Source organism: Aeribacillus sp. FSL K6-2848, from assembly GCF_038004325.1.
Classification (GTDB): Bacteria; Bacillota; Bacilli; order Bacillales; family Aeribacillaceae; genus Aeribacillus; species Aeribacillus composti.
The window spans coordinates 170919-185000 of record NZ_JBBOQQ010000001.1 but is presented as its reverse complement, the minus strand read 5'-3'; the positions used below and the strand labels follow the sequence as shown (position 1 = coordinate 185000).

Sequence of the window (14082 nt, the reverse complement as noted above, 5' to 3'; positions counted from 1 at the left end):
ATATGGACTAACCAATGCAACATTTTTTGTATCCGCCTCATGGGCCGAACGCCATCCTGAAGTAGTCAAAAGAATTATCGATGACGGTCATCAGCTCGGCAGCAAAGGATATGCTTATAAAAACTATACTGAGTTGGACACTAACGAAATTAAGCGTGATTTATCTTTAGCCCAGCATACATTTCAAAAGCTTGGTATCAAGGATATAAAATTGCTGCGGCCCCCAACCTGCCAATTCGATCAAAACGTTTTAAATATTGCTGAACAATATGGATTAACTGTCGTCCATTACAGTGTAAATTCAAATGACTGGCAAAACCCGGGAGTCAACAAGATTATCCAAAATGTTACGAAACACTTAAAACCAGGTGATATTATCCTGCTTCACGCATCAGATTCAGTTAAACAAACTAACCAAGCGTTGCCGGCGATTATTCAACATTTGAAACAAAACGGCCTTAAAAATGTAACCGTACAAGAATTAATTGAAAACAGCAATGCAAGAACGAAAGAACTATCATTCCAATGAAAAGAACTTTGGAAGTAAATTCAAACCAATCGTTTTCAATATTTTGGAAATCAATAAGCATTTTAAAGAGCTATAAGGAAAACTCCTTCAGCTCTTTTTTGCTTTTGGCGAGTCATTTGTCATTTTCGGCAAAATCAACAATTGGTAAGCATTGCAAATTAAAATTGGAAACAGCATTAAATACAGCCAATCTCTATCATTGACACGAAGGGCCGGCATCCACTCAATCACTGAAACAACAACCATAAAAAACAATGCAGGGACAAACGCATCTTTATTCGTCTGTTTTTGCTTAAAATAAGCAATTACAGCAGAAAACAACAAAATGATAACAGCTACTAAAATATACGGGACAATGGAATCTCCAGTTTGCGCAAAAAATTGATATCGAAAATAAACTAAATCAAACAACACAAAAATGATTAACAAGATTTGAACAGAGTTCCATAACGAAACTGAGCGAAAAATGCCTAAGCCAAACCTGTGCACAGTCAAATAAGCGAAAAAGCCCATTTGGCTGATGATGCTGAAAATAAAACCTACTCCGATCAGCCAAAACAATACTGCAACAATTTCAACAATATTAAAAGACAAAAACAGTTTTTCATACTCGCTCCATCTTAAGATAAAACCAACAATACTTGTCGCAACTCCACCTACAATGAGAGTAGAAAGGAAAAATCGTACCCAATTTCGGCTTTTCACTGCCAACCCCTCCATATTTCGTAAAATATCATATGATTTTATCAATCCAACTTGTATATTACCATATGGCAAAACTTTTTTCGCATAAAAAACAGTTGGTTTCTCAACATAATGGTAGAAGTTATTATTGAAAGGAGCTAAATGAAATATGAGAGGTAGAAATTGTTCGCTCCTCATCATGATGCTTATATGGATGATCGTTGCAGGATGTGCGGATCGGCAGCAAAGTGAACCAATGAATTATGATGAAACAAAAAAAATGGTTGTAGACATATTAAAATCTGACGAAGGAAAAAAAGCCGTTCAAGAAATTATGAAAGATGAAGAAGTTCAACGAAACTTCATTTTAGATCAAAAAACCGTCAATAATACGATTGAAAAAGCGTTAACATCAGAAAAAGGGAAGGAATTTTGGAAAAATACATTTGAAGATACAAAATTTGCGGAAGGATTTGCGAAAACATTGCAAACAGAACATGAAAAAGTGATCAAACGTTTAATGAAAGATCCGGAATATCAAGGAATGCTTATGGATGTGCTGAAAAATCCTCAAATGGAAGAAGAACTATTGAAGGTTTTAAAAAGCAAAGAATACCGCCAATATTTACAGCAGCAAATTACAGATGTTCTATCAAGTCCGCTCTTTCAACCGAAAATCGAGGAGGCGCTATTGAAGGCTGCTCAGCAAGCTCAAAGTAAACAACAAGGCGGGGGCAGCTCCGGAAACGAAGGCGGGGGCGGAGGCCAATAGACCTCCTCTCCCTTCCTTTACTTTTCTGTTATCTCAATCACTTTTCTTGCTATATCTAAATAAGTTTTCCCTATTGGATGGTTTTCATTATAAACAGACGGAGCAAAGTCCTCTTCATCCCAGTCCGGCTGCTCAAGCGGAATTTGCCCTAATAGAGGGACCTGCAAATCCTCTGCAAGCTTCTGACCTCCGCCTTTCCCAAATACATACTCTTTTTGGCCTGTTAATTTACTTTCAAAATAGGACATATTTTCAATAACTCCTAAAATTTCGTGCTCCGTTTTAATGGCCATTGCACCAGCCCTTGCAGCAACAAATGCAGCTGTTGGATGAGGCGTAGTTACAATGATTTCTTTACTAGTTGGAAGCAATGTATGCACATCTAATGCAACATCACCTGTACCAGGAGGCAAATCAAGGAGTAAGTAGTCCAACGATCCCCATTCAACTTCTTGGAAAAAGTTATTCAGCATTTTTCCGAGCATCGGACCTCTCCAAACAACAGGCGCATTATCTTCAACAAAAAAAGCCATTGATATGACTTGCACACCAAACCGCTCAACTGGAATAATTTTATCCCCGCGAACGATCGGCCGGTTCATGATCCCCATCATATCAGGAACGCTAAAGCCGTAAATATCTGCATCAATAAGACCAACTTTTTTTCCTAGACGAGCAAGGGACACAGCCAAGTTGACAGATACGGTTGATTTGCCGACACCGCCTTTTCCGCTTGCTATTGCAATAAAGGTTGTTTTTTCATTCGATAAAATGGAAGAGCTTGTACTATCAGAATAATACTTTTGGACAATTTCCTTTGGAAGCTCCGAAAAACGCAGCCCAACAGTCTCGGCACCCGCTTGTTTAAGCTTTGCAACAATTTGCTGCTGGAGTGTTAACTGCTCGCTTGTTCCCGTTTTGGCAATTGCTATTTTTAAACTAATATGTTTTTTTTCGGGCTTGATTTTTATTTCTTCAATCGCATTCAATTCTTTTAAAGATTTATGTAAAAATGGATCTTCCAACTGTTCGACAATGGACCTTACATCTTCTTCCCGCATCGTATCCACAACCACCTTTTTTCCATAAGACTTTTAATAGTATATAGTATAACACATTTCCAACAGTCCATTGAAAATAGATGCCTGAGAAGAATCCATTTATTCCGGTATTTGCTGTTCATTGGAAAAATAACGCAAAACCCCGTTGTAAATGGCGGCTGCCACTTTTTTCTGATATTCTTCAGAAGCAAGAAGCTCTTCCTCAGAAGGATTGGATAAAAATCCTACCTCCACAAGCGCACCCGGTTTTTTTGCATGCTTTAGTAAATAGACACCGCTTATTGGCTTTGCTTTTCGATCTGTATTTCTTAAATTTTTCCTTAATTCATCTTGGATAAATTTCGCAATAGCTTCATTCTCCTGATATTTTCCGTCATAAAATGTTTGCGCTCCCCTCCATTTTGGAGATGGAATAGCATTTAAATGGATGCTTAAAAACAAATCGGCGTCTGATTCATCAATTAGGCGAACGCGCTTTCGAATATCTTCTAATTTTCTCCGGCTATATCCGTGTGTATCGTCCGAAGCCAAATCTTCATCTTTTTCTCTTGTCAATAACACTAACGCTCCCTGCTCTTGTAAATAATCTCGAGCAATATTGGCAATTTTTAAAGTTATATCTTTTTCCAGCAGTTTTTTTCCTACTGCTCCTCCATCGGGACCTCCGTGACCGGGGTCTAAGTAAATGATTTTTCCTGATAACGGAAGATTCCATGATTTCCATGAATTGAAAAGGGAGAATTGATATTGAATGATAAATACGAGAATTAGAAACCCAGCAATAAACAGCGCCCATTTCAGCTTTTTTTTCACTCCGCATCCCTCCTGCTCGTCCCTTCAATTCAATATATGGAAAAGCATAAGGATTTATGATTACTGCAATTTTAATTTATATCCTGAATCCGTGATGAATTGAAATCGACTTTGATTTTGTTGTAATTTTGATGGATTGATAATCCATAAAACCCTTTTTATGCTTATGACCTATGTCATCTCTATTTCCGAAAATGGAACAAATCTCTTTTTTAGGTATACGAACCAAAAAAATAGACAAAAAAGCACAGGGAGTGACGTTGGACATCAGTTCCCGAACATTCGTTCGTTATCTTGCCTCTCTCCATTTCTGATAGACGTTCAGTAGGGGCTCGCTATAGCCACTCCTTCGCGTCAGTTTCATCCAGATCTGTCGTGATCGACGGACGAGTCGCCCTGCCATCGTGATCACCGTCTGAATAATCGTCTTGATGCGGCGGCGTTTCACTTTGTGGTGCAACGGATGTCTCGGATCGCTTAATAGATCTTGTCCAATCAGACGAAGAAGATTGTAAACGAAGGCTCCCATGACCAACACGAGCGCATTCGTTTTCATCTTCCCAGATGGAAGCCGCTCTAAATCTAAGTCGCTCTTCAGTTCGCTATGAAACTGTTCGCATGTCGCATGGTCATGATACAACGCGAGCACATCGCTCATTCGAACATGCTCGTATCCTTTGAGCCGCACCCAATAGCTTTCCACTTCATAATCAGGAACGAGCATCAGCTGTCCATTGCGTTCCATCGTCCGTTCCGTCACTTGGGTGACTTGAACGTACGTATACGTGTTTCCATCGATCGCTGCCTTCTGTGGAAGGCATAGCTCATAGGTTTGTACTCCTTCGCTTTGTCCATCATCGACACGTTTGCCCTTTTGCGAAGCGATCCGGAACCAAAGCGCTTTCGATTCTCGGCGTAAGTTTCGCTTGATGACAAAGTCCACGTCTTCCTTTAGGCATACGTGCACATTCGCTTCTGCATCGTTTCCTGCATCCATGCGAACAAGCAGACGAGATGAAGTCAGTTGACGAGCTCGACGGATAGCGGTGACTAAAAACGAGGGCATGTTGTCTTGCACATGTTGTTTCCCTGGACGCAACTCGGCATGAACGAGATACCCTTCCTTCCCTGCATACGCAAACAACGGTGTAAAACCGTCAAATCCTTTATACGTTCGACTGACTCCTTCTTTTTTCGTATCGGAGTTGTCAAATGGGGAACCATCTATATCAAGGGGAAGCCATGTCGTCTTTCCTTTGGTCCAACAAGGGGACAAAGTGGCATGTCGTTGAATCAACAGACGTATGGACTCCTCCCAAAGAATCGTTTCGGTCATCGGAAGACAAGCGAGCTGATCGAGTCGTTGTCGCAAGGTTGGAGAGGAAGGCACGTGCTGAATCCCCATCGATGCCGAAAAGATATCGTCCTGACGATACGCTTCGATATGATCGAAATCCGTTTTTCCTGTGGCAAGCAAGCCAATCATCGAGCGAATGACATCGCTATGGGAAATGTGCACTTCTCGACGAACCGTTGGAAGCCGAAGTGCGTTTACCCGTTTATCCAGTTTCGTTCGATGGAGTAAGTAGCCAACGAGAGCAAGCCCAGCACTTGGGGTAATCGCTTCATCTGTCAATACAAACCGAATCGGGAAATCTTTCATCACATCACCTACTTGATGAAGAATCGTCAACGTCGTTTTCCCTTATCGTATCAACGGTTTGCGACCATTGTAAAGATGTTTTGTCACGGATTCAGGTTATATCTCTTTTTTCCAGCCAATTCCCACCAGAAAATTGGCGCATTCAAAATTTAACTAATCTGCTCAAACTCGTCATTCTCCCCAACAGATAATATAGCTGTAGAAGCCGTCAACTTTCTGCCATACAGCTGTTTGTGCTTTAATGATAAATCGCCTTATCACTTTTCGGTCCTAGATATGAAGTTTAAATTGGGGGCAATTAGGGATAATGGAATGCTTCACTTGAAAATAAAATTGTATGTCTGATTCAGTTTTTTTACAGCGCTTTTTTTCAAAAAGAAACATTTTAAGAGTATAAAAAAAAGCTCCCGCAAATATGGGAGCTAAGATGAATGTTACGTTTCAGTTATAACGAGACCGATCAGGCTGGCACGGTAAATTTTATTATTTATATTTGACGGTAACTTTCGTGCTTTTTCCTACATTTCCAGCCTTATCTTTTGCATACACTAGGAGAACTGTTCCGGCTTTTTGTTTTTTGATTGAAACGGAGAAATTTCCGTTTTTATTCGCTTTGCCCGAACCGATTACTTTCTTTCCTGCTTTGACATACACCGTTGAATACGCCTCTGCTTTTCCTGTCACCGAGGAAGATTTTCTTGTCACTTTGTTCACTTTAGGAGCACCCGGCGGTATTTTATCGAGTACCGTCACTTTTCGCGCCGGACTCACATTCCCCGCTTTATCCGTCGCTGTTACAGACAAAATCGTACCAGCTTTTTGCGGTGCCCGTAATGGGACAGAAAACTTGCCGTCTGATCTAGACGTTCCTTTTCCTAATTCAATTGTTCCTGATTTTACCGTTATCGTTGCACCCGCCTCCGACGTTCCTGTCACTGCTTTATCTGAATCTTTCACTTCATTGACAGCAGGTGCTGTCGGCGGCGTTTTATCAACCACCGTTATTTGAACCGACTCGCTTTTATTTCCCGCCTGATCCTTGGCATATACGCTTAATACAGTCCCAGCTTTTTGTTTACTGATGGAAATGCGGAAGGATCCATTACGATCAGCCGCTGCAGTCTTCAATATCTTTGAACCAAGCTGGACATAAACAGTCGTTCTTGGATTAGACAGGCCATTTATAAATGTATCCCTATCACTTACCGGGTTTACTATCGGTTTTGGAGGAGTGTAAGGATTTTTTTCATCTAAAAAAGTATAAGTGATGTCATTTCCTTTAGATGCAGGAACAGTTTCATTACCAACAGCCCGTTTTACTATGGCTCCGCCGCCCCGCAAGCTGGCATATTCTCCCGAAAATATTTTTGGAATTAATAAATTAAAGCCTTCTTCTCCTTTAAAGCCATATTTTCCCGTATCTTTCTTCAGTAAAAGGGCACTGCGGAAGTTCGTCATCAATTCTCCAAATGTAAGGGAAGAGTTGATATATTTTTTCGCTACATTCTCTACTGCTTTATAATCATTATGAGTATCTGTTAAAATCTCTTTGAAAATCTTGTTTCCTTGATTCGCTTGAATTCTGACATATTGTCCAAAAAGATAGGACAAGGAATAGTTAGACAAAGTATCGCCATAATAATTCCAATACAATAATGAATGACCATTTGTAATGGAGGTAGAAATATTGTAGTAATAAATGTAATTCGTTAAAGGTTTTCCCGTATATATATGTTCAGCTGCCATTGACAATGCTTCATCTAGCCATGTATCCATTTGGGAGCCGTTTTCTATAAATACATTTTGGTTAAAATTCACCATATGTTGAAATTCATGTACCAATGTTTCGTATGCAGCACTTACATCCTTTTCCGTCCCTGTTCCCATTAAAGGATACGTATCAATATAAAAAATCTCTGATTTGTTGGAGTATGGAATATCATGCAAATCTCCTCCATAAAAGTAACCAGCAATATACCCCCCGAATCCTGCAAAACCATCTTGTATATCATAACAAAGAATGTGAATTTTCCCGTTTCCGTCCACATCGGATTCGCTGGCAAAATTTTGTGTGATGAGCGGATAAATTTTTTGATCAAATTCTTGCCCTAATTTTTGCGCATCAGCTTCTGTAATTTGATTATCATAAACCCATACGTTCGCTTTTGTACCTGAATACAGCAGCTTGGCGCTAATTTGTTTATCTTCATTGGTCGTAAAATCATGCACCCAAAATGTCTTAGTATCGCCAACTTTATTGAGAAACTTTTTGGAGAGAGATTTTTGTTGAAGTTTCTTGTCTTCATGTTTTTCTATATCAAAAGGTCTATTTACATCCAGTTTATAAGCATCCAATCCTATTTTTTTGTTTATCGTATATTGATCATTATTGATTTTGAACTTTCCAGTGGATTGAGGTTTATATACGTCGACGGACTCGTTGCTGATTAATATGTATTTATTTCCTCCAGATGCTGTGTCTGAACTTCTTTCCTGTGCAAAACCGCTAGCTGGCACCAATAATAAAAAAATAAGAACAAGGCATAACGACTTTTTCAACCAACCCATTTCTCCACCTCTTTATTTATAAAAAATTGATAGAAATATTATAATGGATGATTTTGTATAAGGCACTAAAATTTTTTGAACAGTCACAAAAGTTTTAAGCCTATTCGCCTAAATGAAAAGTGCTAATAAAATCTTTGTGGTAAAGAGAAAAGAAACGTGTCAAAGCTCAGCAAAAAAAGACAAATAAAAAATAAAAGCCGATTTCCTCACCTGCGTTACACAATTGGAGGTTTGCTCGGCAAATGATAAAAGCTTTTTCTATCTTCGAAAATCTGGAATCGTTGAAAAGACATTCATATCGAGATGAACATTTTGAAAACCGCAATTTTTTGTTTTTTAAAAGTTTTCATAACATAGCCACAGTGCATGGATGTCGCCCAAATTGTCCTTACGAGTAATATTTCACACAGGAAATAAAAAACCATTTTGCTTCATTCTTCCTTGCAAAAAATAAGCAGCACTGTCAATAACTCCTGAACTTTTCCTTTTTGAAATAAAAAAGCCAATCAAAAGGCGAATTCAGCAATGGCCCCCGTCAAATCATTTTTTCACAAGCCGTTTTTAGGCATAAAAAAAGCCCGTTCCAACGAAGTTGAAATGAGCCATGCATGAACTGCTTTTAAAGCTTTAGTTTGTATCTCTTTTTTCCAGCTAAAAACCCTTCTTCCCACCAATAATGAATAAAGTGCTGGCATGTCAAATAGATGGATTCCATAACAAAATCATCATTTGATTCCCTTGCCAAATAAAGAATATTGTCAAATAAATTGTTAATAAGCTCTTGTTCTTCCTGTATACAACGTGTATTGGCCTGCTCCATCGATTCCCCGTAATATCCGAACCGGCTGTAGGCCGCTCCCAGCAAAAAAGATTCAATGGCCGAGTGGACACACTCTTCTTCCATTGCAGTTTTATGGAAGCGTTTTTGAAAAAAAGGATTAAACCATTCATCAATCATATTTTTCAATTTGCGAATTGGGAGATCTTTTAACATTTTTCGCTCAGTGAGAAGCTTTTTTTCCTGCCGTCTTTCATTAAAGTCTGTAATTACATTCATCAAAATCTCCTCCTTGTTTTTATTTTTTTCAGTTCACGCTGTTCCATTCAACCACTCCTTTCCAATTGCAAATAAAAAACCACAACAATTTGTTGTGGTTTAAGGTTCGAATCATTAACGTTTTGAAAATTGCGGTGCACGGCGTGCTCCTTTAAGACCGTATTTCTTACGCTCTTTTACGCGAGCATCTCGAGTTAATAAGCCTGCACGCTTTAACGTTCCGCGATATTCTGGATCAGCTTGTAAAAGTGCACGAGCAATTCCGTGGCGAATAGCGCCTGCTTGACCAGTGAAACCGCCGCCTCTAACATTTACTAGTACATCATAATTGCCAACTGTCTCTGTTAAAACAAGCGGTTGTTTAATATCTTCAATCAAAGCTTTTGTTGGAATGTAATCTTCAATGTTCCGTTTATTAATTACGATACGGCCTTCACCAGGAACTAACCGAACACGGGCAACAGAGCTTTTGCGACGACCGGTACCGTAGTATTGAACCTGTGCCAAAATGATAACCTCCTTATTAAATTATCCGCGAAGTTCATAAACTTCTGGTTTCTGTGCTTGATGAGGATGTTCGCTTCCTCTGTAAACATGCAATTTTTTAAACATTTGGCGTCCAAGGGAACCTTTTGGAAGCATTCCGCGAATAGCAAGTTCCAGCATTTTTTCAGGATAGTTGTTTCGCATTTCTAATGCAGTTCTTGATTTTAAACCACCAGGATGCTGGCTGTGGCGATAATAAATTTTGTCTGTTAATTTTTTTCCAGTTAATTCGATTTTTTCAGCATTAATAATAATTACGTGGTCACCTGTATCTACATGCGGTGTAAACGTTGGTTTGTGTTTTCCGCGTAAGATAGATGCAACTTCGCTTGCTAGACGTCCTAAAGTTTTGCCAGCTGCATCAACAACATACCATTTGCGCTCAACTTCATGCGGCTTTGCCATAAACGTTGTACGCATTGTTTTCCCTCCTTAATCGTTCATGTCGAAAAGTCTATTTCAAAAACACGATTATTTTCCGGGGCTAATCGTGGGGCTTGAAATACATACCATATGTTATCTTATCTTTTTAAGATATGAATGTCAAGAAAATGTTACACCTGGATTAGTTGTCATAATAAACTTTCCAAAGATATAGACCGCATCCAGAAACTGTTTTCCCAGCTCTTGATCTATCTTTGGCTGCGATAATTTGTTTTATTTCTTCCGGCTTGCGCTTCCCTTCTCCTACTTCAATCAATGTTCCGACTAAAATGCGAACCATATTGTAAAGGAAGCCGTTTCCGACAAAACGGAACGTAATTTCATCTCCTTCTTCCCATATATCTGCTTCATAAATAGTTCTCACTTTATTTTCCGTTTCTGTTTTAGAAGAGCAAAAGCTTGTAAAATCATGTGTTCCAATAATGAAACGGGAGGCAGTTCGAATCGCTTCAATATTTAACGGATTTGGAAAATGGTATGCATAATGACGCCGGAACACATCTCGTTGAAAACTGCGATACAAACGGTAGCGGTATTCTTTCTTCTTTGCAGAAAATCTAGCATGAAAATCTTGATCGGCAAGCTCTGCATTTTGAATGGAAATATCTTGAGGAAGCAGCGTATTCAAAGCAATCGGCCATTTTTCCATCGGAATTTTGAGGCTTGTATCAAAATGAAATACTTGGCCAACAGCATGCACGCCGACGTCTGTTCTGCCGGAAGCAGTAATTTTTATCCGCTCCCCTTTGTGGATTTTCATTAATGCTTCCTCAATCTCTCCTTGTACTGTCCGGTGGGCGGGCTGGCGCTGATAACCGCTAAATCCTGATCCATCATACGAAACTGTGCATTTAATCCTCATTTTTAAAACTCCTAGGCACGCAATAGTAATAAAATAATTGATAACAGCAGGATAGAGGCCATCATAATGGAATCAATCGCTCCCCATTTCAGCTGCCTGATTTTCGTACGTCCTTCACTTCCGCGATACCCCCTGGCTTCCATAGCGGTAGCAAGCTCTTCCGCCCGCTTAAAAGCGCTGATGAAAAGTGGTACAAGCAAAGGAACGATTGCTTTTATTCGCTCTTTTACAGGCCCTGATGTAAAATCTACCCCTCTTGCCATTTGCGCCTTTAAAATTTTTTCTGTTTCCTCCAGCAGAGTCGGTATAAAGCGAAGAGAAATAGACATCATTAATGCTAGTTCATGGACAGGAAGTTTAAATTTTTTAAAAGGCTTTAACAGACTTTCCATTCCATCCGTTATTTCGATAGGCGTTGTTGTTAAGGTCAATGTCGTTGTCATAAAAATTAAGAAAATGAACCGAAGAGAGATAAAAAACCCTTGCCGCAAGCCTTCTTCATAAATGGAAAAAAAGCCGAAGCGGAACAGCATGTCCCCTTCTTTTGTTACTAAAATGTGCAGCAAAAATGTAAACCCAACGATCCATATAACAGGTTTTAAACCGTTCCATAAGAAAGAGAACGGAAGCTTCGTCAGCAAAATAATGATGAATGTAAATAATCCTAATAAAAAGTAAGTGATTCCGTTATTGGCAAAAAAAACGATAAAAACATATAAAAAAATCGTTAGCAGTTTTGCACGGGGATCCATTCGATGAATGACTGTGCTGCCAGGAACATATTTTCCGATGATGATATTATCGATCATATACGACACCTTCTTTTAAAAGGGCTTCAATGAAATCGGCCGTTTCCTCTAAAGTCAATGGCTTGTCTTCAACCGTTAAAGAAAATTTTTCTTCAAGCTTCATGACAAATTTAATTGATTCCGGCAAATCGAGCCCAAGCTGCTCCAGTTCCCCAGTCAACCGGAATATTTCCTTTGGCGACCCTTTCATCTTTAATTCCCCTTGGTGCAAAACGGCAATTTCATCAGCGTACTTTGCTGCGTCTTCCATGCTATGCGTTACTAATATTGTTGTTAATTTTTTTTCTTTATGGAGACGATAAAAAAGCTCCATGATCTCATTTCGGCCTTTTGGATCCAATCCTGCAGTCGGTTCATCTAAAACGAGCACCTCCGGCTCCATCGCTAAAACACCTGCAATCGCCACTCTTCGCATTTGCCCCCCGCTTAGCTCAAACGGGGATTGATGAAGGATTTCTTCTCCTAGACCGACAAGCGGCAGCACTTCTTTTACCTTTTTTTTCGCTTCTTCAAACGATGCGCCAAAATTCATTGGACCGAATGCTATATCTTTTTCGACGGTTTCTTCGAATAATTGATGCTCTGGGAATTGAAAGACAATTCCGACCTTTTTTCGGATAGATTTCAAGTTTTTCTGTTTTTCTCCTGCCTTAATCAGCCGGTCTCCAAGTTGAATAGAGCCTTTCGTTGGCAAAAGCAGGCCGTTTAAATGCTGCAAAATCGTTGATTTTCCCGACCCGGTATGCCCAATCACGGCCAAATATGTTCCTTCATGGATATCCATATTGATATCACACAAAGCGAGCCGTTCAAAAGGAGTGTTCATTTGGTAACGATGTTCTAATTGTCGGATTTTAATGTCCATAATTCGTCCACCAGGCTTTCTACATTAAGGTGTCGCGTCGCTAAAGGCACTCCTTTTTCAAGAAGCCGTTTGCTCAGCTTGTAAGAAAACGGAAGATCTAAACCGATGCTTACCAGCTCCTCTTCCAAGCGAAACACTTCTTTCGGAGTTCCCTCCACAAATTTTTTGCCTCCATTCATTACAATCATCCGATCTGCTTTGGCCGCCTCTTCCAAATCATGGGTGATGGAAATGACCGTCACAAGCCCTTTTTCTTTCAATGACCAAATGGTTTCAATTACTTCCCGGCGTCCAATTGGATCAAGCATTGAAGTCGCTTCATCTAAAACAATAATGCTTGGTTGAACAGCCAAAACGCCTGCAATCGCGACCCGCTGCTTTTGTCCGCCAGAAAGATGATGAGGTTCCCGTTCTAAAAATTCATTCATTTTTACAATTTTCGTCGCCCATTCGATTCGTTTTACCATCTCTTCTCTCGGTATACCTATGTTTTCCATACCAAAAGCGACATCGTCTCGTACAGTGGCGCCGACAAATTGATTATCTGGATTTTGAAACACCATTCCAATCCGTTTTCGAATATCCCAAATGGTTTTTTCTGATAATGTGATTCCTGATACAGTAACGGTTCCTTCGTCAGGCAGCAGCAGACCGTTTAGCATCCGGGCCAATGTTGATTTCCCTGATCCATTGTGTCCGACGATGGCCAGCCATTCCCCTTCATACACATCAAAGGAAACATCCGTTAGTGCAGGCTTTTCACTTTCTTTATTATAGCGGTATGTTACATGTTGAACTTGAATGATCGACCGTTCCACAGATGCCCTCCTCCTGCCTCAAGTACAGATGAAGTAAACGCGAATATCATGTCTATAAATATGAGATGCAGAGGCTGCCAAAAGAAAATCAATCCGCTTTGTAAAGTACTTGAAGATAAATAAAAAAGGGCATAGATGCAGTCATTACAACTGTCCCGCCCTTGAAGTTCATTTATATCTAAATTACACGAATTCAATGATAACCATTGGTGCTCCGTCACCACGGCGAGGACCCATTTTCAAAATTCGTGTGTAGCCGCCTTGACGATCTTGGTAACGTGGTGCCACTTCATCAAATAATTTTTGCAATGCATAGAAAGGTTTTTCTTTTTCCTTTCCGTCTTGGCCCGAAACTGTCACAGTTTTCGCAACCTCATTGCGAATAAACTGTGCTGCTTGGCGACGAGCATGCAAATCACCACGTTTACCTAAAGTAACCAGCTTCTCTACAACAGCACGAAGCTCCTTTGCACGGGCTTCAGTCGTTTCAATTCGTTCGTTAATAATTAAGTCCGTTGCTAAGTCACGGAGCATTGCTTTACGCTGCGCACTAGTACGTCCTAATTTTCTATAAGACATGTGATGTTCCCT

General features: G+C 39.8%; 15 protein-coding genes (1 of these 15 cut by a window edge). 2 read left to right on the top strand and 13 right to left on the bottom strand.

The window, feature by feature from the left end:
• On the top strand, positions 1 to 529 hold the 3' portion of the coding sequence (gene pdaB, locus NSS70_RS01010) for a polysaccharide deacetylase family sporulation protein PdaB (protein WP_340880785.1). It extends 242 nt beyond the left edge of the window; 529 of the gene's 771 nt are visible here — the last part of the coding sequence; the start codon falls outside the window, past its left edge; it ends in the stop codon at positions 527 to 529.
• A gap of 87 nt (positions 530 to 616) precedes the next feature.
• Here the strand turns inward: pdaB and NSS70_RS01005 are convergent, their stop codons facing one another.
• Positions 617 to 1234: a KinB-signaling pathway activation protein gene (locus tag NSS70_RS01005; protein ID WP_340880784.1), complete on the bottom strand. Its 618-nt coding sequence runs from the start codon at positions 1232 to 1234 to the stop codon at positions 617 to 619.
• A 148-nt stretch (positions 1235 to 1382) separates the two neighbouring features.
• On the opposite strand from NSS70_RS01005, the gene gerD reads away from it, so the two are divergent.
• Entirely contained in the window at positions 1383 to 1985 is a 603-nt protein-coding gene (gene gerD / locus NSS70_RS01000; RefSeq protein ID WP_340880783.1) for a spore germination lipoprotein GerD, read from the top strand.
• A gap of 17 nt (positions 1986 to 2002) precedes the next feature.
• Here the strand turns inward: gerD and NSS70_RS00995 are convergent, their stop codons facing one another.
• From NSS70_RS00995 to rplQ, 12 genes are all read right to left on the bottom strand, one after another.
• Positions 2003 to 3046 (bottom strand): Mrp/NBP35 family ATP-binding protein, encoded by a 1044-nt coding sequence (locus tag NSS70_RS00995; RefSeq protein WP_339212162.1) that lies wholly within the window; start codon positions 3044 to 3046, stop codon positions 2003 to 2005.
• 99 nt (positions 3047 to 3145) lie between these two features.
• Positions 3146 to 3859 carry an N-acetylmuramoyl-L-alanine amidase CwlD gene (gene cwlD / locus NSS70_RS00990; RefSeq protein WP_130156445.1) on the bottom strand — a complete coding sequence of 238 codons (714 nt, stop codon included), beginning with the start codon at positions 3857 to 3859 and terminating at the stop codon, positions 3146 to 3148.
• A gap of 289 nt (positions 3860 to 4148) precedes the next feature.
• Positions 4149 to 5522: an IS1380-like element ISGsp2 family transposase gene (locus tag NSS70_RS00985; protein ID WP_340882445.1), complete on the bottom strand. Its 1374-nt coding sequence runs from the start codon at positions 5520 to 5522 to the stop codon at positions 4149 to 4151.
• 483 nt (positions 5523 to 6005) lie between these two features.
• Positions 6006 to 8090 (bottom strand): Ig-like domain-containing protein, encoded by a 2085-nt coding sequence (locus NSS70_RS00980; RefSeq protein WP_340880781.1) that lies wholly within the window; start codon positions 8088 to 8090, stop codon positions 6006 to 6008.
• A 619-nt stretch (positions 8091 to 8709) separates the two neighbouring features.
• Complete coding sequence (locus tag NSS70_RS00975) at positions 8710 to 9147, bottom strand: DUF2521 family protein (RefSeq protein ID WP_063387192.1); 438 nt, start codon at positions 9145 to 9147, stop codon at positions 8710 to 8712.
• A gap of 114 nt (positions 9148 to 9261) precedes the next feature.
• On the bottom strand, positions 9262 to 9654 hold the full coding sequence (gene rpsI, locus NSS70_RS00970; RefSeq protein WP_063387191.1) for a 30S ribosomal protein S9: 393 nt from the start codon (positions 9652 to 9654) through the stop codon (positions 9262 to 9264).
• Positions 9655 to 9675: 21 nt separating this feature from the next.
• Positions 9676 to 10113: a 50S ribosomal protein L13 gene (gene rplM, locus NSS70_RS00965; protein ID WP_063387190.1), complete on the bottom strand. Its 438-nt coding sequence runs from the start codon at positions 10111 to 10113 to the stop codon at positions 9676 to 9678.
• Positions 10114 to 10258: 145 nt separating this feature from the next.
• Entirely contained in the window at positions 10259 to 10999 is a 741-nt protein-coding gene (gene truA / locus NSS70_RS00960) for a tRNA pseudouridine(38-40) synthase TruA (protein ID WP_340880780.1), read from the bottom strand.
• An 11-nt stretch (positions 11000 to 11010) separates the two neighbouring features.
• Positions 11011 to 11808, bottom strand: a complete 798-nt coding sequence (locus NSS70_RS00955; protein ID WP_063387188.1) for an energy-coupling factor transporter transmembrane component T family protein — start codon at positions 11806 to 11808, stop codon at positions 11011 to 11013.
• Complete coding sequence (locus tag NSS70_RS00950) at positions 11798 to 12673, bottom strand: energy-coupling factor ABC transporter ATP-binding protein (protein WP_117017135.1); 876 nt, start codon at positions 12671 to 12673, stop codon at positions 11798 to 11800. The genes NSS70_RS00955 and NSS70_RS00950 overlap by 11 nt, the downstream gene beginning before the upstream one ends.
• A complete protein-coding gene (locus NSS70_RS00945; RefSeq protein ID WP_094244885.1) occupies positions 12649 to 13491 on the bottom strand; it encodes an energy-coupling factor ABC transporter ATP-binding protein in 843 nt (280 codons plus the stop codon). The genes NSS70_RS00950 and NSS70_RS00945 overlap by 25 nt, the downstream gene beginning before the upstream one ends.
• 183 nt (positions 13492 to 13674) lie before the next feature.
• Complete coding sequence (gene rplQ, locus NSS70_RS00940) at positions 13675 to 14070, bottom strand: 50S ribosomal protein L17 (protein WP_063387185.1); 396 nt, start codon at positions 14068 to 14070, stop codon at positions 13675 to 13677.
• Positions 14071 to 14082 lie beyond the last annotated feature (12 nt).